Genomic DNA, 20,430 nt, shown 5'->3' with positions numbered 1-20,430 from the left:
GGCAGATCGTATGAATGCACAATTAATTCAGCAGCAACAAGCCGCGTGATTATTGTTTTTTAAAAGTATATTTTAGAAATTCTGTAGGTCTGTGAATTTTTAAAAAGAGCAATTATGAAATTGATTCAACTATATAAAAATAGATAATACCAACATAAGTGCGGAAGTTGTAGCAGAAATGATCAAACAAAGATTTAATTTATAATGTAAAACGTCAACTATTCTTCCTGATAATTAAATCTCCAATCTGATAGTAACTGAACGGTAAAAACAGCTTAATTCTGCTATGTTTTTTCCGTGATTTAGATGTATTGTTTTGCACTATGTTAACCTACAAGCCGTAAGACCGAATTCTAACTTGTTAAATTCTACTGGTAGTAGAATTTTCTACTCAACTAACTGTTGATAGGCATCTTGTGATCTATATGCTACGCTTTCATTAACAGTGCGCACTGAAACAATTTTAGGAGGAAATTAAGATGTTAGATACAAGTAAGGTTGGAAGCTATATTTCGAAGCTGAGGAAGGAACGAGATTGGACACAAATGGAGATGGCGGATAAATTGAATGTTAGTCATCAGGCCGTGTCGAAATGGGAACGAGGTGATTCATTACCTGATATAGGAACATTAATGACTATTGGGCAAACTTTTGGGGTATCTATCGATGAGTTAATGAATGGGGGAGCAGATGAAGATAGTTCGGTATATATTAAGAACTTTGGGCACGTCATGAAAGGTTTTTCTGAAAGCCGACATGAGGACGTTTCTTCTATGATTAATACAGGAGAAGCGGATATGGAAGGATTAGTCAATGCTGCCCCTCTCTTAAAATCGAGTGAATTGACTGAAGTTACATCAAAACTGGATAAACGGTTATTAAATACGGATTTGCTTGTACGTTTAGCACCATTTGTCGAAACAGAATTGTTAGATAAATTGGTTGTAGACAGAACGATAGAAGATGAATTTGACATTCGATTTGTTCAGAAAATGGCTCCATTTCTCAGTAAAGATGTGTTAAGGAGATTAATTGACCAAGCAAATAAAGATGGAATGGATTTAAAGGCTGTTTCAAGATTGGCACCGTTTATTGGAAGGGAAGCCGTGGATAAGTTAATGGAGCAGGCAATTAGTGATGAGGTTGAGATGAAAACGATCGTTAACCTTGCTCCTTTCTGCAGCCGCGAAAAGTTAATTAGTATAGTTGACCGGACGATGGAAGGGCAGTTAGATTCACACCTTCTCACTTCTTTAGCACCTTTTCTTGGAAGGGAGTATTTAAATCGCCTTGTGGAAGACAGAAAAATTGCTAATGTTAATCCAGAAACGATTACTCGTCTAGCGCCATTTGTTGACAAAACAACGTTGAGCAGATGGATTCAGGAGTTGTTAGAAAAATAATAGTTAAATCAGCCTAGTGTTGAAGATAGGAAAGCTGTTTTTCGCCTATTATCCGGAGATGGTTTTAAATATTGTGCATTGATTAAACAGAGAAACAAGTACCCGTTATAAAAATCAATAGTCAAAAGTAAGAGATACTAATTCTAAACATTGGTATCTCTTTTTATAACTATTGAATTTATTCTGTTCTATTAGGGGTAGCGTCAGGAAAATGCGGATTTACAACGTTAAGGAAATCAAAATATAAAAAGTCTAATTTCTCGGTGTTATAAGTGAAAAATTAGGCTTTAGTTACTTCATTAAAGCGCCTGATTGTTGAAGACTAAAGTTTATATTCACCAAGAAAATTGATGTGCTCTTATCCTAACAAATTTTATTTAGAACTTACATGTATGCCTTCACTCTCTCGCCAATCTGCGTATAGTATACGCTTTACATTATCATATCCATTGGTAGTTAATTGGTTATCTAACCACTGTTGATCAAATCCGAGTTCATGTAAATTATCCCATAAAATTTCTCCATCTATAATTAACGATGTTGGGAGGTCTACTTGAATTTCTGGAAGATTGAGATCTTGCTTTTCTGGAATTTGATACTTGGATTGTAATAATAAACTTAATTGCCCATTAGCTTCTAATATACCGTATTTGACTTCGCGAACTGAAAAGACATTATTTTGACGGAGTAGACTCAATACTTGATTTACATCCAGTTTGTTCTTTGTAAGTAACTTTCTGTCCATAACACCATCTCGAATGATGATGTTAGGATTGCCTAATAAGAGAGAACGTGTCGATTTATTTTTTAGAGTCATAAACTCTATTCCCAACATAAGAAACGTCCACAATCCGATGGCATATAAAAAATGAAAAATCCCTACCTTATCTTCATAAATGGTATTTCCTAAAAAATCTCCAAGTGCTAACACAAAAACTAAGTGAAACGGGGATAACTGATAGATGGATGTTCTTCCTGTTATGATAATGATAAAAAATAAAGTGGCGAAACCAACGATGACTTTGATCGTCAGTAAACCAATGTTAACTTCTTCCAAAGTATTTTCCTCCAATCTAAATTTCACTCGATTTCAAAAATCCTCATGTTTTAAAATATTTATATTACAACATGTAAGCTAAATTAAAATCAGAAAGATAAAAAATACGGGTTTTTTCAACTTATAATAATGGAGAAAGCAGACGAGCACCTTGTTCAAAAATGCGCTCGGTCAGGGATCGTTGCAACAAGTCTTCCATTCTTAATGGTACAGAATCAGTAAGATCCCTCTCGAACTGCTCTGTGAGTTCCCTTGCCACATCAGCACTGTACACGACTTGACACACCTCATAATTCAGGCGAAAACTTCTCATATCATAGTTTGCTGCGCCTACTTCTGCAATTTCCTCATCAATGATCATCAGTTTCGCATGTAACATTCCTTTATTGTACTGGTAGATTTGGACCCCAGCTTCTATAAGTTCCCCGTAATAGGTACGACTTGCATAGCCCACGCTTTTTTGATCAATGTGGCGAGGAACCAGCAATCTTACGTGCACACCACGAGCCACAGCTGTCTTTAATGCCATGATAATATCTGTTTCTGGTACAAAGTAGGGTGTTGTTATATCAATAGTTTTGGTCGCCTGTGTTATACATATAAAGTAAGCTTGACGAATAACTGGGGTAGGAATTCCAGGGTTTCCTTCCAACGTATGGATGTACGCTTTTTGCAATTCTCCTGTCTTTGTTTGGGTATTGTCTGTTTTACCTTCTATAGGCCATAACTCAGATCCTAATTCGGCAGACCATCTTGAAAGATCTATGCTGCCGGTTGGATTGATTTCCTTTGATTTATATTTTGGGATTTTAGTGACCTTTTTCGTTGCCTCAGATTTTGTTTTTGACTTTATCCGTTCTGGTACAGCGATATTCCAATGAACGTCGAAGATAGTCTGCAAGTCGCCTGTTGCTTCCCCTATAATTTGCAAATGAGTGTCCCTCCAAAATCCTACGTCTGGCTTTAATCCTGTATATTCATACCCAACGTTCATACCGCCAGTAAAGGATTCCTTTCTGTCAATCGTCACAATCTTACAATGATCCCGATAATTCCAATTGGACAAAATCCAGGGAAAACTTAAAGGAAATATTGTCCGACATTCTATCCCTGCTTCCACCATCTGAAGAATTTTTTGACGCGGAAATTTTTTACTCCCCCAACCATCTCTAATAAAACGAACCCGCACTCCATTTACTGCTTTTTCGATCAGCAGTTCTGTGATGCGATTACCAATTTGGTCGTTCCGATAGATGAAATATTCCAGATCAATGGTTTTTTGAGCTTTTTGTAGGGATTCGATAAGTTGTTCATATTTTGCTATTCCATTGTTTAGAACTTGGACTTTGCCGACTCGAAGCCCATCGACAGTGAAATGCCGTAAAGCATCGGCGATTATCAATGCTGAATTACTGTATGTATCAGGTAATTTATCAGACTCATTATGAGAAGATGTCAATCTTTTCCGATGAATAATTTTGGGATTTGTTGTACTAAGATATAGCCAGAAACCAATGATAGGCAATAAAAGGACGATTATTATCCAATTCAGAGCCTTGGCAGGACGACGAACTTCCCAAATTGCTATGAATAACATAAAGAACGTATTTAACAGGTGTAGATAAAAAATCCACTCCATAAAATTCCCCCTAGTTTTTTCTTAGCATGTACAAACTATGTAGCGAGTATACGTTTGGAATACGAAAGAATTGTTTAGATACCTTTTCTTATGAGGCACTCAAAATAAATATTTTGTAATTAGTTTATTTTGTCACAGGAATTTAAACGTCGGAAATGGATCGAAAAACAAAAAAGGAGGTTCGTTTTACATTTCTTCGATTTAATCCCAATACCTTCCGTAATTCTGATGTAGCTGACTACGAAAAAGACTCCAACAGGGGCAAGGCACTACTACTAATTGTTAACTTGGTTTTTTATAGAGTATTCATTTAATTTTTGTAAAAAAGGGACATGAATGTATGCTTTTTTTCATACTGTATTTTGGAGGTGAAAAAATGGCAAGAGTCGCTTACCGAGATGCAGACGTTGATTTAATGGCAAGGATGATGAGAGCAGAGGCTGAAGGTGAAGGAGTACAGGGGATGCTCTATGTTGGAAACGTGATTGTAAACCGTGCTGTAGCTGATTGTGCGGATTTCATGGATTTAAGGACCATTGAAGATGTTATTTTTCAAGTACAAGGAGGAAATTACTCCTTTGAAGCTGTGCAAAAAGGCAATATGTTTTATCAACGAGCAAGAGAATCTGAAAGAAGATTAGCAAGAAAGAATTTGGAATATTGGAGAGATCACCCAGCGAAATATGCTCTTTGGTACTTTAATCCATATGGTCCGTGTCCTCCAACATGGTATGACCAACCTTTTAGTGGTCAATTTAAACAACATTGTTTTTATGAACCAGCGCCTGGAACATGTGAAAGCGTTTATAGTCGTTGAGGAAAAGATTCGAAGATTTTTAAAAACTAAAACTTTTAGCAGCAAAAAAAAGGAACTTCTTACTGGAAGATCCTTTTTTCAGTGCCTATAAAACTACTTACGTAAATATACCCCAACATTGTTAGAAGCCCTAGAATTCACTTCTACAAAATCAGGAGAGCCATTGCTTCAAGCTATTGAGACCATTAAAGAGATGAACAAAAATAATAAACGAAAAATTCCAGAAGGCGCTCCTTTGGACTTTATCTCGAATCGCTGGCAAAAGCACGTTTATGATGATGATGGGAATATAAATCGCCAATATTATGAGATGTCTGTTCTTACCGAGTTAAGAAATCTTGTACGCTCAGGTAACGTTTCTATTAAAGGAAGTCGTCAGCATCAAGATTTTGATAATTATTTAGTGACAAAAGAAGCATGGCAGCAAAACAAGCACCTTAATGGACTTACCGCACCACCTTCTGTTGCTGAATACTTAAAATTGAAAATGGATGCATTACATAATCGGCTTGAATGGATTAAAGCGAATATCACAGAATTAGATGGGGTTAATTTTGAAGACGGACGACTGCATCTCCATCGTTTGGAGAAAAACGTTCCAGAAACAGCACGAGAATATAGTTTATCTCTATATCAACTGATACCTCGTGTGAAGTTGACAGATTTACTTATGGAAGTAGCAAGTTGGACGGGATTCAAAAAGCAGTTCCTCCATGCTTCTACGCTGAATCCACCGAAAGAAGAAGAAAAGTCTGCAATCATGGCAGCGATTATGGCTATGGGAACAAACATCGGTCTTACTAAGATGGCAGAAGCGACACAAGGGGTTTCTTACCGGCAAATGTCCACAGCCGACAGTGGTGTTTATATGAAGATGCTATGAATAAAGCACAAGCCGTTATGGTGAATTTTCAACACCAGTTAAACTTGTCGTCGTACTGGGGCGATGGCAACTTCTTCTTCAGATGGAATGCGTGTTCAAGTAGGAGTTTCATCCTTACACGCTGATGCAAATCCACATTACGGCACAGGGAAAGGAACAACCATTTATCGGTTTGTTAGTGACCAATTTTCTAGCTTCTATACGAAAGTGATTAATACAAACGCAAGAGACGCTGTTCATGTTATAGATGGTTTATTGCATCATGAAACCGACTTGCATATTGAAGAACATTATACAGACACGGCTAGTTATACGGATCAAGTATTCGGATTAACTAATTTGTTAGGATTTCGATTTGCCCCAAGACTACGAGACCTTGCAGATTCAAAACTTTATTCATTTGAAAAGCCAGACCAATATCCAGAAATGGAGAAGTTGCTTCGTGGAAGAATTAACACCAAGATCATTCAGGAAAATTATGATGATGTATTAAGGTTGGCACATTCCATTCGTAAAGGAACGGTCTCTGCTTCTCTCATTATGGGGAAATTAGGTTCTTATTCAAGACAAAACAGCTTGGCTACAGCCTTACGTGAGATAGGCCGAATAGAAAAAACGATCTTTATTTTGAATTATATTTCGGATGAATCATTAAGAAGAAAAATACAAAAAGGATTGAATAAAGGAGAAGCCATGAATGGACTGGCAAGAGCTATTTTCTTCGGAAAACAAGGCGAGCTTAGGGAACGAACCATACAGCATCAATTGCAAAGGGCCAGTGCCTTAAACATAATTATCAATGCCATCAGTATCTGGAATACTTTACATCTAACAAAGGCAGTTGAATATCAAAAACGGTCAGGTAGTTTTAATGAAGAATTATTGCACCATATGTCACCTCTAGGTTGGGAACATATTAATTTACTTGGAGAATACCATTTTAATTCGGAGAAAATGGTCTCGTTAGATTCTTTAAGACCATTGAAACTTTCTTAACGTTGTTAAAACTGGGGGAATCGTCTTGAAAATGGGCTTAGCGTTGTAAATCCGCATTTTCCTGACGCTACCCCTATTAGTCTATCACCGATATTTACAGCAACTAAAATGGATTTTATTTTTAGAATATTATGTTACTATTGTGTATGAGTCAAAGAATAGAGGTGAGAGAAATGAATAGACCGAAAGTAATACTCAATGTTTTCTCTTCAATAGATGGAAAACTCTCAACTGCCCCAAACCATAATGTATCAGAATGGACAAAAGAAGGAATTGATGGAGATGCACATGACATCAGCCATCGGTTATATGATGACTTAGAATGTGATGCATTATTATCTGGAAGTGAAACATTGATGGTGTATGGGAATCACTGGATTGATTTAGAAAAATCAGTTTATCAACCTAAAAAATCAAAAGCTTACATCGTTTTTGACGGGAGAGGGCGAATTAATTGGTATCAAACAGATGGTCTCATCGTTATAACGAGAGAAGATGCTCCTCCTGCTTATTTTGAACAGCTAGAAGCGAAAGAAATACCCTATATTATTGCAGGCAAGGGTGACCATATTGACCTAACTTTAGCACTTCAAAAATTATATGAAAAGGGATTTAGAACACTTGGCTTAAGTGGTGGAGGAGCAATCAACGGAGCTTTTTTAAGGCAGGGTTTAATAGATGAAATTAGTATTGTGTATTCTCCATTAGTAGTGGCCGGAAGAAGAACACCATCACTATTTGATTGCGATGAATTACAATCTGTACATGAAATAACTAAATTAGATCTGATTCAGGTAAAGCCTGTTGGTGCAGGTTCTGTGTCGGTGCACTACAAAGTTAAGCGGTAATGTTAGTCAACAAAGCTATAGGGATCCGCTTTTAAAAATATTAGTTTAATTTTGATAGGAATATGGAGTGAGTTACAGTTGAAAATAAGAAGCTCTGTTCAAGCGATTATCATCCATGAAGGAAAACTATTAACTTTAAAAAAATATGATTATAACAAGTTTATGAACATACTCCCTGGTGGTGGTCAGGAACCAGGCGAGACTCTAAAAGAAGCAGTAATTAGGGAATGTAGAGAAGAGATAGGGGTAAAGGTCGAAGTAAACGAGCTTCTATTTGTAAGTGAGTATATCGGAAAAAACCATGAACACGCTCAATGGGATAGTGAAACGCACGTAGTGGTTCATCTTTTTTCCTGCACAGTTCCTTCTGATCTAGATAAAATAGGTGAAAATATCGAACCTGACCCTGATCAAATAGGGATTGAGTGGATACCGATGAAAGAATTATCTAATTCTGATTTTTACCCGAAAGCAATGATACCAATTCTATTAAAATATGAGAGAGAAGGTGACATTATTGCCACTTATGTTGGGGATATGGGGTAAGGAGACCGTGAAGGACAACTCACTTTTTACTTTCGATAAACACTACTAAAGATGAAGAAGGGAATAATAATGACTATAGCCATTAAAGAATTAAATTCACAAAACGAAATTTTAGAAGCATTCACGGTTATAAAACAGCTACGAACTCATCTTGATGAAGAATCATATCTCGAATTAGTCTTGGAAGCAAGAGAAAAGGATAGCTATAAAATGTTCGCTCTATTTGATAGAGGGGAATTAGTTGCAGTAATTGGTTTCAAACCTATGATTACACTGTACTATGGTAGATTTGTTTGGGTTTGTGATTTAGTAACCGATGCGAAAAGGCGTTCAAAGGGGTATGGAGAGAAGCTACTTACTTTTGTTCATAATTGGGCCAAAGAAAATAATTATGAAAGTGTTGCTTTGTCTTCAGGTTTACAAAGAACAAATGCACACCAGTTTTATGAGGAGAAAATGAATTACGACAAGGTTAGCTATGTCTTCAGAACATGTTTGTAATAAACATTCGTTATATAGGTCACCAAAGTTAATTATAGATAATATAGAGTTAGAAAATAATAATCGATGGGGGACTTATGAAAAAAATTAGTATCTTCCCAATAGGATTAATTCTAGTTTTATTAGCGTATCTGTTCATATTACCGGATTATAAATCATTCATCTATGTTAGTAGGAATGTCCTCTGGGGTGAATCGGATTTTTACGATCATCAAAAGTTTGCATACAGAGAAATTGAGAAAGGGGATAATAGTTTCGCCTTCGACTATGATTTGAAAGAAGAATTGATTGATGATGTGTTAAAGGATATTAGCTATAACTATAATCAAGAAAAATATACGATTGGAGAAGCTGAACAGTTCTTTACCGAAACGGATACATCTTCATTTATTATTATGAAGGATGATCATATAATATATGAAAAATATTTCAACGATTATAACAGAGAGTCTATAAATACGTCTTTTTCTGTTGCAAAATCTTTTGTGTCATTTCTGATTGGTAAAGCAATAGAGGACGGATTTATTAAGAGTGTTGAAGAACCTATCACTAATTATATACCCGAATTGACAAATAAAGGATTTGAAGCTATTAGTATACAAAACCTACTCATGATGTCCTCTGGAATACACTATGAGGAAGGTCGTTTATTATTTGGAGATGACGCTAAAACATATTATTCTCCTAATCTAAGGCGTTTAGCTCTAGAAGAAACTGAATTAGTTGATATACCAGGAGAAAAGTTCCTATACAACAATTATCATCCGCTACTATTAGGAATAATTTTAGAAAGGTCAACTAAACAAACTGTTTCTGAATATTTACAAAAAACGTTATGGCAACAAGTAGGAATGGAGTTTTCAGCATCTTGGAGTATAGACAGTAAAAAGCATGGATTCGAAAAAATGGAAAGTGGTATAAATGCTAGACCTATAGATTTTGCTAAATTTGGCAAATTGTATTTAGATGAAGGTAACTGGAACGAAGAACAGGTTATTTCGAGTCAATGGGTAATTGATTCTACAAAACCAATTGAGGGCTTGAAGGATTCTTATTATGGCTCTACACAATGGGACTTTTTTAACCGTAACCACGGTTATTATGCATATATGTGGTTAGGCTACAATCGTGGAGAAGAAGAATATGATTTTTTTGCACATGGTAAATATGGTCAAGTTATTTACGTTAGCCCTAAATATAATGTTGTTATCGTTCGTAATGGGATAACAACCGGAAAGGTAGACTGGTGGCCAGAGATTTTGTTTGAATTATCAAGTAAGCTAGATTAGCTAATCAACCCAGATTGCAAGTATCATAACTATTATGGCATACATACAAACGAGAACACTCTAATTAACCTTATAGCATTTAATCTCCACAGAATATAAGAGAGCAAACCAGAAGAATTTGAATTAGGCATTAAGTGTTATCTTTAAGATGCAATTACATAGTTTTAGGAGTGATTATTTTGATTTTTGAAATGACTGTTCAGATTCGAGTACCAGATATGGAAGAAGGGCAAAAATGGTACGAAGAACTGTTTCAACGTAAACCTGATTTTGTCCCCCATGAAGGATTTGCAGAATGGGAGGTTGTTCCAGGTAGTTGGTTGCAACTTGCTAAGGGTACACCAGCAAAAGGGAGTGGTCCACTTCGTTTAGGAGTTTTAAACATGGAGAAAGAGAAAAACAGAGTTATTCATGATTTGAATGTAGAAAACTTTGAGATTTATTCACGAAAAGATGTACCAGCAAGATGGGGAACCTTTTCTGATCCGTGGGGAAATATCATTGGATTCTTTGAATATAAAAATAAAAAAGAAGAGAAAGAACGTATGGAAACTATTCTACGAGTATCAGAAAATAAGCTTTAAATAGTGATAATACTTCGACTGCACCCCATTTGGAGGTGTTTTTCTTTTGAACTGAATTTAGATTGCTTGACTACTTACTAACATTTCCCTGCTAGGATTGAAGACTAGAAGGAAACTAGGAGATATTAGCTGCAAGTGTATTTTTCCTTATCTAGTAATTCTGCCTCTATGTCCGTAAATAAGTCGGAATTTATATTACAAAATAGCGATAATTGTTACAAAAAGCGCATTCGCGAAAAGTTGTCAATACTATATTCCTAGAATTAATTTCCTGTTTTCCTATTTTATAGCAATAAAATAAAGACTACTATTCTTCTGTTCTAGTTAATAACTCTAGTGTTTTTATATAATGATGGAGTTACGAGTAGATTCCGACCATGTTAATGGGAAATTAATCCATAAATATTACAAAAAACGTGTGTTATGATGTGTTCGTAAGTTGATAAACAAACATTTAGCGAAAAGGAGAGGGAAATTTCAATGTTTAAGAAAATTGGAATGGTTACAGCTTTATCAGCAGCTCTTATCTTTGGAGCAGGTTTTGATACAGCAAATGCCGAATCAAATCATTCGTTTAACTATAAATTCTACTATTCAATCAATGGAGAAAATGGTAGTTTGACTGGACAAGAAGCACAAGCAAAAATTCATAATCTAATCAATAAACTGATGGAAAATTATCATATTGATTGGAAAGAAGCAAATAAGAATGTAACTCATAAGGAACAACCGGTACAAAAAGAAGAACCAGCTCAACCAGAAAAGTCTGAGCAACAAGAGCAGCCAGTACAAATAGAAGAATCTACTCAACCGGAAAAAACTGAGCAACAAGAGCAACCAGCACAAAAGGAAGAACCAGCTCAACCAGAGAAGACTGAGCAGCAAGAACAACCAGTGAAAGAGCCGGCTAAGGAACAAACTGAACATGCTCCAGCTAAAAATGAAGCAACAGAACAAAAAGCAGAAGAAACTGAGAAAAACCAATCTCAAGCATCTGAACTAAGTCAATTCGAGCAAGAAGTAGTCGAGCTTACAAATCAAGAAAGAGAGAAAAATGGCTTAGCTCCGTTGAAAGTTGATACAGAATTAAGTAAAGTAGCGAGAGAAAAATCACGCGATATGGCAGCAAGCAATTACTTTAGTCATAATAGCCCAAATTATGGCTCACCATTTGACATGATGAAAAGCTTTGGAATAACTTACCGTACTGCAGGTGAAAACATCGCCAAAGGCCAACGCTCTCCACAAGAAGTAGTTAATGCTTGGATGAACAGTGAAGGCCACCGCGCAAATATACTAAATTCGAACTTTACACACATTGGTGTAGGGTATGTGGAACAAGGGAACATTTGGACACAACAATTTATCGGTAAATAATGTTTAACTCATGAAGAGATTAGCAAATTGCTAGTCTCTTTTTTGAGGTTTTACTATTTTAATGGATAAAAAATGTTCCAGATACCTGGGATTGGTAAGGAATAATTTTCCTAATAAAGTATAAACGTTATTAGGCTACCATCTCTGTTTAGGGCGTGAAGAATGGTCCTGCAATAGACGATTACTAATTTATAATACGAGGATGCTTGTTACGAAAAGGGGGACTACGCTATACTTGTTTTAATAATTACCTCATTTAAATTATCGTTTAGACTTATATTAATAACCATATAGAGGTGGAAATAAATGCCTAAAATTGACAATGTACTAGCAATTTTATGGATGCTAAGTTCCGGTGGGAAAATTACTGCTAAACAAATCTCCGAAAAGTTAGAGATGAATATAAGAACTGTGTATCGTTATATTGATACACTTTCAACCAGTGGTGTACCCATAGTTTCGGAACCAGGACATAACGGCGGATATACTTTATTGAATAATTTTATTCAAGCTCCTCTTATTTTCAATTTAGAAGAGCAAACCTCACTACTTCATGCTGCTGTGTTTGCAGAAGAAGCAGGATATTACGGAGATGAATCGTTAAACAGGGCTATTTCAAAGCTAAGCAAATATTCTAATCAAGAACAGCAAAAAAAGTTAAACCAACATTCATCCATACTTGAGGTAATAAATGGAGTGAGTTCCTCTACAGTACCTTACTTGAAGGAATTGGAAAAGGCTATAACAGATGGATTCTCCGTAAAGATCCTATATCAAAAAAGTGGTGAAGATCTACCAAATGATAGATTGGTTGATCCGTACAGAATTATATATTGGAACAATAAGTGGTATGTAATTGGATTTTGTCACCTTAGGAATGATATTCGTAGTTTTAAGATAGAAAGAGTTGGAAATTTAGTGATAACTGAACATGAATTTAATCAGCCAAATCAATTTTTAGCACGGGACTATTTTATGAAAAATCTACTTCCAACTTTGAATGAAGGGAAAGAGCTTATTTCTGTAGTTATCAAAGGAAATACAAATTCTCTAGATTACATTTGTCAAAATTGGTTTTTAGGACATTATTTGGAAGAACGTAATTCAAATCAAGCAGTATTTACTCTCGAAAAAGATATGATACATACATATTTACCTAATATACTCATACCGTATGGAAAGTCTATTCAAGTGATTGAGCCAATAAGTCTTAAGGATAGGCTTATCGAAGTTCTATCCGATTTAATAAAATTTCATCAAATATAACAACTTCCCTGACGTTAGCTGTCAGGCAAGTTGTATTATAATGGGCAATATCAATAGGATTGGAGTGTTAACGGATGCAAATAAAAACTGCCTATCTTTATGTATTTAATACGATGTCAGATTGGGAATATGGATATTTAATTGCTGAACTAAACTCAGGAAGATATTTTAAAAAAGGGTTAGCACCTTTAGAAGTAGTCACAATAGGAATGAATAAAGAAGTAATTAGTACAATGGGAGGACTAAGTATAAAACCAGATATTACCCTATATGAATGTAATCTTCAGGGTGGGGAGCTTTTAATCTTGCCTGGAGGTACCACTTGGAGTGAAAAAATCCATCAACCTATTTTGAGAAAAATTGGGGATGCAATCGAACTAGGCACAATTATCGCAGCCATTTGTGGTGCAACAGAAGGACTCGCGAATATGGGTTACTTAGATTCCAGAAAGCATACTAGTAATGACTTAGAGTATTTGAAAATGGTTTGTCCTAATTATAATGGAGATAATTTTTATGAGATGAGTCCTGTGGTAACTGATACAAATCTGATTACTGCTTCTGGCGTAGCACCATTGGAATTCGCTAATGAAGTACTGAAAAAATTAGATGTATTTGCACCAGATACATTAGATTCATGGTATAAACTTAATAAGACTCATAAGCCTGAACATTTCTACCAGCTAATGAATTCAATAAACAAATGAACTGAAAGATTATTGTAGTATGAGTATTACATTTACTTTAACTAACGATGCTTTAGGTTAATCCTATAACGAAATCCTGAAGATGATGCTTGAAATCCTGAAAACATGTACTCAAATCCTGAAGAAGGTGTCCCAAATCCTGAAAGACCCCTCTCAAATCCTGAAGAATATGTTAACTAGATGGATCAACGTGTTAAAGTAGCAATATATGAAGATGATGAAGGATTGAGGCAATCGTTTTTAACAAGGTGGCTATTTTTGGCCGCTTTGTTTTATTCTAACAATTTTAATTTTTTGTAATTATATGTTAAAATTAAGGGGATAAGTAGAGGGCAGATTGTTTAAATAAGCTAGTAGAAAATCAGCGCATCAGATGGACTCATTTTTATTGGAATATTATGTTAAAACATAGGGGATCGGTGTAAACTAGGCTGGCGACTTATTTCAGAATACATAAACCAATTAATTAATTGATCACAACAATAAAACAACGTAGAAGGGTGATACTCGTGAGTATAAGTGAAAATGTCGTATTAACCAATATGTGTATGATCTATGATGGCAAAGGAAGCGTTCTGGTACAAGATAGAGTAAATTCCAATTGGCCTGGTATTACATTTCCAGGTGGTCATGTAAATGAATCCGAATCTTTCGCGGATTCCGTAATTCGTGAAGTATATGAAGAAACAGGTTTGACCATTACATCACCAACTCTTTGTGGTATCAAACAATTTCAGACAACAGAAGGAGAGCGTTATGTTGTCCTACTTTATAAGACTAAACAGTTTGAAGGTGAATTAAGATCCTCTCAAGAAGGGAATGTATTTTGGATCAAGAGAGAGGAGCTCTTGAATTATAAACTAGCAGATGATTTTGAGAAAATGCTTCAAGTATTTGAATCAGATGACATTAGCGAATTGTATTATTTCAAAGAAGGAGAAAGATTAACTTCAAAGTTTCTTTAACGGTAGTTGGCTATGTAAAAGAGTACCAGAGCTAAAAGAGATGGTTTTTAGATTTAGGGGGATAAGATGGAGATTTCAGAGATAATCTTTTTTATGATTATATATAGTGGTCTGCTTTTATTTATATTTCAAACAATTCCTTCAAATAACAGAGTATTATTTTATGTAAAGTCAGCAACCCTACTACTCTTGTATCTATTGATTTCCAGTATTTTTTGGTTTAGCTATAAAGCAGAAGAATTACATATTAATGAACATAGTGGATATGAGCCGATTAGTTATACAGGTGAAGCTGTTTTTATGATTGGTTTCTTCGGTATCTATACTATCATTTTATTAACACTAGGTTATCTTTTAAAAAGAAAAAAGCGTTCGTACTTTCTATCGATATTCAGCAAATAAGACAGTGTCTATCACGACCAAAAGGATAGTCCTGTAGATATTACAGAACGTGGCTTTGCGTTGATGATTGATTTAGTCATAATGATTGTTTTTTCATTTTTAATGCATTTTCTCTTTGACTTTCATCCTTTAATTGTTGCATTGATTTTCTCTTATTTATATGATGTTTTCCTTCCATTATTTTGGAATGGTTATACCGTAGGGAAACGAATTCTAGGTATCCGAATAGCCTCTTTAACAGGAGAAAAGTTGACTTTCGGTACGATGATTATCAGAGGGTTTTTAGCGCAACTACTTTATAGCATATCTGCTGGAATTCTACTAATTGCTAGTATTTATTTAGTAGCCACAAGAGCGGATAGACGCTCTATTCATGATTTATTGGCTCGAACTTACGTTACATCTAATATACCAGAGTAAAGTGAAAATCTGGATTTTGGACTGCAGTATCTTACTTAGTTAAATCAAATAGGTGAATAGGCAAGGTTACCATTAATACAGTTGTCCCTTTTTTATTTTTCGAAAATTATGTTAATATAAAATGAAGAATTACTTAACAATAAAAACATATTGGCAATAAAGATTATGAGAACGAAATCTATAATTCGTTCCTTCTTTATTGAAATTTAGTATTAACAAAAAAGAGGTTTTGGATATGCGAGATAGAGCTTCAGTAGTCATAATCGAAAATCAAAAAGTTGCACTAATTAAAAGAATAAATGCTGGTGCAGTTTATTATGTGTTTCCCGGTGGTGGAATAGAAAAAGGAGAAACACCAGAATCTAGTGCAAGAAGAGAAGCTCTTGAGGAATTAGGAGTAGAAGTAAAGGTCAAAGAATGTATAGCAGAAGTGGAATATAATGGAATTCAGTACTATTTCTTATCTGAGATCATTAATGGCAAATTCGGAACTGGCCGAGGTGAAGAATACACGGACAAAGAAAGAAATAGAGGTATATATTTACCAGAATGGGTAGATATAAGTAGATTATCAGAATTAGAGATTAGACCAAAAGAAGTTGCAATTCAACTTCAAACTATATTTACATAGCAGCTTCTACACAAATAAACCACATAACCATTAAATGAAATCTTTCCATCATTAATTTCCGATTATTTCAAAACTAGTTGAAAGAAAAAGGTGTAAGTCTAGACTCCTATAAGAGATGGAGAACCTAAAAGGTTTGATTTGACTGATATAAATGGAAATATGATTAGTGTAATACAACTATAAATCCTTTTTACATAATGGTTTGCTTTAATTTCATTAAGAATGACGCAGTAATAAGTGCTGTTGAATGAATACTAACAAAACCGAATATTGGGTGGGAATAATGGATAGAAGACTTGATATAGCAAACGAATTAATTAGATTCTTTCAAAATCACCCCATTGTAAAGGATGCTTTCCTGAGAGGGAGCTTAGTAAATAATGGAAGAGATGAATACTCTGATATTGATATTGGGATTGATGTGTCCGGGTATGATAACGGTAAGTTCGCAAAAGAATTACCCGAATTAATGCAGCGTAATTTTGAAATCTTATTTTATGATTGGAGTCCAAGTCATTTACCTTTGGATTATATTATCACCTTTATTCATCAGGATTTCCCTATATTTTGGATTATAGATATTCAAATCATAGCAACCCCACATTATTCATCACTGAAAGAAGTTCCCGTAAATAAATATCAGCATTTATTAAAATTATGGATACTAAACTTGAAATATTGTCTTAGAGGAAATGAAGGATGCGAAATGCAAGTAAATAAATTGTATTTTCGAACCTTTGGTAAGGATATTGAGAATATTGATTCTTATTATATACTCTTGGAGATCATAAGAGAAATCAGATCTAATATAGAACCAGAACTATATCAATTCACTATTGAATGTGAGAATCAATTATTGCGAAATAAGTTGCTATTTTATAAGTGAGCACAACACTCAGCACATCACTCTATATAGTTCCACGGAGTAAAAGATAATAAAAAGCTATCACATGGAGGTTTTATATACCCAATAGTGATAATAGAGTTTAAAGTTATAGGGGCAGTAATTCCATTGTAACCCAAGGAGAGATAGAGGTGAATGGAACATTATTTATGTGGTATTTGATGTTAGTCAATAACGGAAGGAGACTACTACAAAGGTAATAATGATTTCCTAACAGATTAGTAGAACATTAAAAAGTAACATGTATAAATAGGAGGGGCTAAAATGGAGGACTATTATTGGGATACCCAACTGGAATACCTCAAAGGAACAAGAGGTTTATATTATAATGATGACTATTTAGAGTTCTTAGTAAGTAGGGTTTGGAAGATTACTAATCCGGTAAATATTATTGATTTTGGCTGTGGGTATGGGTATTTAGGACTGAAATTATTACCCTTATTACCAAAGGGATCCAAATATACAGGGATTGACAAAGGACAACAACTTATTAAGAAGGCGGTCGATTATTTTCATGATCTTCCTTTTGACACAGATTTCATTGTAGCAGATACGAATGAGGTTGAATTAGAGTGTAAATATGACATAGCAATTTGCCATGCATTTTTATTACACATGTCCGAGCCACAAAAAATGCTTCAAAAAATGGTAGATTCAGTTATAGATGGCGGAAAAATCATATGTTTTGAACCACATTGGATATCAGGTATGTCGTCTTATGAGCTAGGAGGGTATGAACAATCACAGCTTGTGCCCCTAGGAATTTTACAAAAAATATTCGAAGAAAAAGCAAGTAAAACGGGAATTGATGGAAATATTGGAGCAAAAATACCAAAATATCTATCTGAATTGGGAGTGGAGAACATTCAATGCAGAGTTAGTGATAAAGTTAACTTCCTACATCCCGATACGAATCAACAAGAAAAGGATAGGCTGTTTTATGCGCTTAAAGAGGAGGGGGTAGGTGGCGAACCGACTAATAAAGAGCAGTTTATGGATAGTTTAATAAAACGTGGGGTCTCATTGAAAGAAGCGCAGGAACAATATGAGGCTGAACTGCTATTTTCACAAGTATTTAACAAGGAATCCTCTTTAATATACGCCCCCAGCATGAAAATTACCTTTGGGGATATAAAAACTCGTAATACATAATTTGAAATGATATTTCTTAATCTAGCAGGCTCATTCTTAAGGATAATATATTTATCAATAGTACTATGTATGGAGGATAGGAGCTTAGATGGAGGAATCTTGATGACACGTTTTTCATATACTATTGACCACATGATTGGAATAGAACTGCTATGTATAATTCAGTTTTCCAGGACATAACTTTCTATATTAAGGAGGTATGTCTATTGAAAATGTTTGTTATAAATTTAAAAATTAGTTTGTACGTTAAATTACTTTTTTTCTTATACATTAGTGTTGTACTATTTGTTAGTCTTGTTAATATCGAATCCATCTACTTAAGGATGATAATCTTTCAACCATTGATTGAAGCACAACATAATCTAATACCGTTTACAACAATCGGAAACTACATAATTAATTTTCATAACTATAATTTTGATATTTGGTTTTTTAATATAATTGGTAATATATTATTATTTGTCCCAATGGGAGTATTGCTTCCAATCTTGTCATTTAAATTTAGGAAGTTTTTTCCATCGATAATTTTAGTTATTTTATTTAGTCTTACAGTGGAATTGCTTCAATACGCTACTCAATTAGGTGTATTTGATGTAGATGATATTATATTGAATGCCCTAGGTGGGTCCATAGGATTTTTAATATATATTATTATGAAAAGAAGAATGAGTTAATTAGCTAAGGTATATAAGAGCTGCACGTAAGGTCACCAAACTGGTGATCTTATTTCTTGTCAATTTATTAGGATATTCTAAAGGAACAAGCCTTCTGAAAGAATTCATTACTCAATACACAATATGTTAATATAAAGGTACAGTCACATTATTAAATGGTAAGAATAGTACATTTATGGTAGATAATGCGATAAATTACAGAAACAAGAAAAAGGGGATAGTATGTCACGCAAGAACAAAATTGTTTTATCTCTAATATTTTCAGTACTCGTTATATTACTTTCTGGATGTAGTGGAAGTGAAAAGTTGAATCATTACTACTTATTATTAGCGGGGGAAAGTCAAACTTGGAATTTATCCGATTATGAAGTTGTCCTTACACCTGAGGACTTTAAAGCGGGTTATGGAACTTTACAGATGAAAAATTCAAATGAATACATTTCAGACTCTTTTCGTTTCGAAACTCACGTAGTTATAAATGGTGAAGATATTATAGTTCATTCTAGTTCATTCACCGGTCCAGAAATTGATATTGCAGAAGAAACAACTGGTGCAATGGAAAGCGGACCATATCTGGACGAAAATGGTAGTCCTATCACACTAAATGAAATAAGTAATATTTACATGATGGTTGAATGGTGGGATGTAGATAAGCGAGAATCTATGAATGAAAGAATAGATTTATTTACCAAATCTACTAAGGAACAAACCTTCTTTAACTAAGGCTGCTATATTGAGATGAAGGCGATTTGTATCAATGTTGTCTACATTAGTTTGGTATTTCAAATAGGTTTTCGTATAGCTGCAGCTTCAGAACACAAAAAATTACACTGTATAGATTGGATGGAGCCAGGAGTAGCCAAACGAGGAGCAGGGGACGTATATGTGTGGGCTAAAGAAAATCAACCTTATTTATTTAAAAACATTTATGAGTGGTTAGAATCTAGTACAGATCAAAGTTCAGATGAGTATTTAAGTATACTAGATATGTATCGTAATTGTAATAAAGAAACTACTTTAAAGCAACATCATATTTCTAATATAAATTTGGCTCGTATTAAATCAGCAGAAGAATACGTAGGTATGGACTGGTTATTGTGGTGGTATCAGAGAAATCTAATTATGTTTTCGAATTTAGCTGATTTGGTAACGTCAAGTGACGAGCGCATTTTATTAATCGTCGGTAGTGGCCATGTCGAAATACTATCCAATTTTCTAGAAGAAAGTGGACTGTTTAAAGTGGTGTTTATTGCGGATGAATTGAGCCGCTTATGCGTAGTTTTGAGCCACCGAATGCGGAACATTGAGCCACCATTTGCGGTGCGAGAGCCACTAATAGTACAACTAATCTTAAATTATAGAGTCAGAG

21 protein-coding genes and 1 pseudogene are annotated in these 20,430 nt (G+C 34.6%); 20 read left to right on the top strand and 2 right to left on the bottom strand.

Annotated features, from left to right (window positions below):
* Nucleotides 1-479 precede the first annotated feature (479 nt).
* Nucleotides 480-1,403, top strand: a complete 924-nt coding sequence (locus tag AAIB49_RS17005) for a helix-turn-helix domain-containing protein (RefSeq protein ID WP_343458703.1) — start codon at nt 480-482, stop codon at nt 1,401-1,403.
* Between the two features lie 373 nt (nt 1,404-1,776).
* Here the strand turns inward: AAIB49_RS17005 and AAIB49_RS17000 are convergent, their stop codons facing one another.
* Nucleotides 1,777-2,460 (bottom strand): DUF421 domain-containing protein, encoded by a 684-nt coding sequence (locus tag AAIB49_RS17000; RefSeq protein WP_343458702.1) that lies wholly within the window; start codon nt 2,458-2,460, stop codon nt 1,777-1,779.
* Nucleotides 2,461-2,581: 121 nt separating this feature from the next.
* The gene (locus AAIB49_RS16995) at nt 2,582-4,099 is read right to left on the bottom strand and encodes a phospholipase D-like domain-containing protein (RefSeq protein WP_343458701.1); all 1,518 of its coding nucleotides are present in this window, start codon (nt 4,097-4,099) and stop codon (nt 2,582-2,584) included.
* Between the two features lie 376 nt (nt 4,100-4,475).
* Between AAIB49_RS16995 and AAIB49_RS16990 the strand changes: the two genes are divergently transcribed.
* The 19 genes and pseudogenes from AAIB49_RS16990 to AAIB49_RS16905 all read left to right on the top strand — a co-directional run.
* On the top strand, nt 4,476-4,916 hold the full coding sequence (locus tag AAIB49_RS16990) for a cell wall hydrolase (protein WP_343458700.1): 441 nt from the start codon (nt 4,476-4,478) through the stop codon (nt 4,914-4,916).
* Between the two features lie 97 nt (nt 4,917-5,013).
* Nucleotides 5,014-6,795 (top strand): annotated as a pseudogene (locus AAIB49_RS16985) (Tn3 family transposase); the annotation flags it as partial.
* Nucleotides 6,796-6,968: 173 nt separating this feature from the next.
* Entirely contained in the window at nt 6,969-7,643 is a 675-nt protein-coding gene (locus AAIB49_RS16980; RefSeq protein ID WP_343458699.1) for a RibD family protein, read from the top strand.
* 78 nt (nt 7,644-7,721) lie between these two features.
* The gene (locus AAIB49_RS16975) at nt 7,722-8,189 is read left to right on the top strand and encodes an NUDIX domain-containing protein (RefSeq protein WP_339215042.1); all 468 of its coding nucleotides are present in this window, start codon (nt 7,722-7,724) and stop codon (nt 8,187-8,189) included.
* Nucleotides 8,190-8,255: 66 nt separating this feature from the next.
* Entirely contained in the window at nt 8,256-8,690 is a 435-nt protein-coding gene (locus AAIB49_RS16970) for a GNAT family N-acetyltransferase (RefSeq protein WP_339217978.1), read from the top strand.
* A gap of 77 nt (nt 8,691-8,767) precedes the next feature.
* Nucleotides 8,768-9,979 (top strand): serine hydrolase domain-containing protein, encoded by a 1,212-nt coding sequence (locus AAIB49_RS16965; RefSeq protein WP_343458698.1) that lies wholly within the window; start codon nt 8,768-8,770, stop codon nt 9,977-9,979.
* Nucleotides 9,980-10,158: 179 nt separating this feature from the next.
* Nucleotides 10,159-10,563, top strand: a complete 405-nt coding sequence (locus AAIB49_RS16960; RefSeq protein WP_186871433.1) for a VOC family protein — start codon at nt 10,159-10,161, stop codon at nt 10,561-10,563.
* A 480-nt stretch (nt 10,564-11,043) separates the two neighbouring features.
* A complete protein-coding gene (locus AAIB49_RS16955) occupies nt 11,044-11,940 on the top strand; it encodes a CAP domain-containing protein (RefSeq protein ID WP_343458697.1) in 897 nt (298 codons plus the stop codon).
* Nucleotides 11,941-12,246: 306 nt separating this feature from the next.
* Nucleotides 12,247-13,206, top strand: coding sequence for a helix-turn-helix transcriptional regulator (locus AAIB49_RS16950; protein WP_343458696.1), 960 nt, complete (start codon nt 12,247-12,249; stop codon nt 13,204-13,206).
* 74 nt (nt 13,207-13,280) lie between these two features.
* Nucleotides 13,281-13,913: a type 1 glutamine amidotransferase family protein gene (locus AAIB49_RS16945; protein WP_343458695.1), complete on the top strand. Its 633-nt coding sequence runs from the start codon at nt 13,281-13,283 to the stop codon at nt 13,911-13,913.
* 509 nt (nt 13,914-14,422) lie between these two features.
* Nucleotides 14,423-14,878 carry an 8-oxo-dGTP diphosphatase gene (locus AAIB49_RS16940; RefSeq protein WP_343458694.1) on the top strand — a complete coding sequence of 152 codons (456 nt, stop codon included), beginning with the start codon at nt 14,423-14,425 and terminating at the stop codon, nt 14,876-14,878.
* Nucleotides 14,879-14,944: 66 nt separating this feature from the next.
* On the top strand, nt 14,945-15,280 hold the full coding sequence (locus AAIB49_RS16935) for a peptide ABC transporter permease (protein WP_343458693.1): 336 nt from the start codon (nt 14,945-14,947) through the stop codon (nt 15,278-15,280).
* Between the two features lie 39 nt (nt 15,281-15,319).
* Nucleotides 15,320-15,700 (top strand): RDD family protein, encoded by a 381-nt coding sequence (locus tag AAIB49_RS16930; RefSeq protein ID WP_343458704.1) that lies wholly within the window; start codon nt 15,320-15,322, stop codon nt 15,698-15,700.
* 235 nt (nt 15,701-15,935) lie between these two features.
* Nucleotides 15,936-16,331: an NUDIX hydrolase gene (locus tag AAIB49_RS16925; RefSeq protein WP_343458692.1), complete on the top strand. Its 396-nt coding sequence runs from the start codon at nt 15,936-15,938 to the stop codon at nt 16,329-16,331.
* 283 nt (nt 16,332-16,614) lie between these two features.
* Nucleotides 16,615-17,217 carry a hypothetical protein gene (locus AAIB49_RS16920; protein WP_343458691.1) on the top strand — a complete coding sequence of 201 codons (603 nt, stop codon included), beginning with the start codon at nt 16,615-16,617 and terminating at the stop codon, nt 17,215-17,217.
* A gap of 282 nt (nt 17,218-17,499) precedes the next feature.
* Nucleotides 17,500-18,387, top strand: a complete 888-nt coding sequence (locus tag AAIB49_RS16915) for a methyltransferase (protein ID WP_343458690.1) — start codon at nt 17,500-17,502, stop codon at nt 18,385-18,387.
* Between the two features lie 152 nt (nt 18,388-18,539).
* Nucleotides 18,540-19,061 (top strand): VanZ family protein, encoded by a 522-nt coding sequence (locus AAIB49_RS20015; protein WP_481857880.1) that lies wholly within the window; start codon nt 18,540-18,542, stop codon nt 19,059-19,061.
* Nucleotides 19,062-19,283: 222 nt separating this feature from the next.
* Nucleotides 19,284-19,784, top strand: a complete 501-nt coding sequence (locus AAIB49_RS16910) for a hypothetical protein (RefSeq protein ID WP_343458689.1) — start codon at nt 19,284-19,286, stop codon at nt 19,782-19,784.
* A gap of 15 nt (nt 19,785-19,799) precedes the next feature.
* The coding region (locus AAIB49_RS16905) for a DUF5694 domain-containing protein (protein ID WP_343458688.1) at nt 19,800-20,430 on the top strand (631 nt) is incomplete at its 3' end.

Source organism: Ornithinibacillus proteolyticus (assembly GCF_039581225.1).
GTDB lineage: Bacteria > Bacillota > Bacilli > Bacillales > Amphibacillaceae > Ornithinibacillus > Ornithinibacillus massiliensis.
The sequence above is the reverse complement of the archived record's forward strand: the minus strand, read 5'-3'. Positions and strand labels throughout refer to the sequence as shown.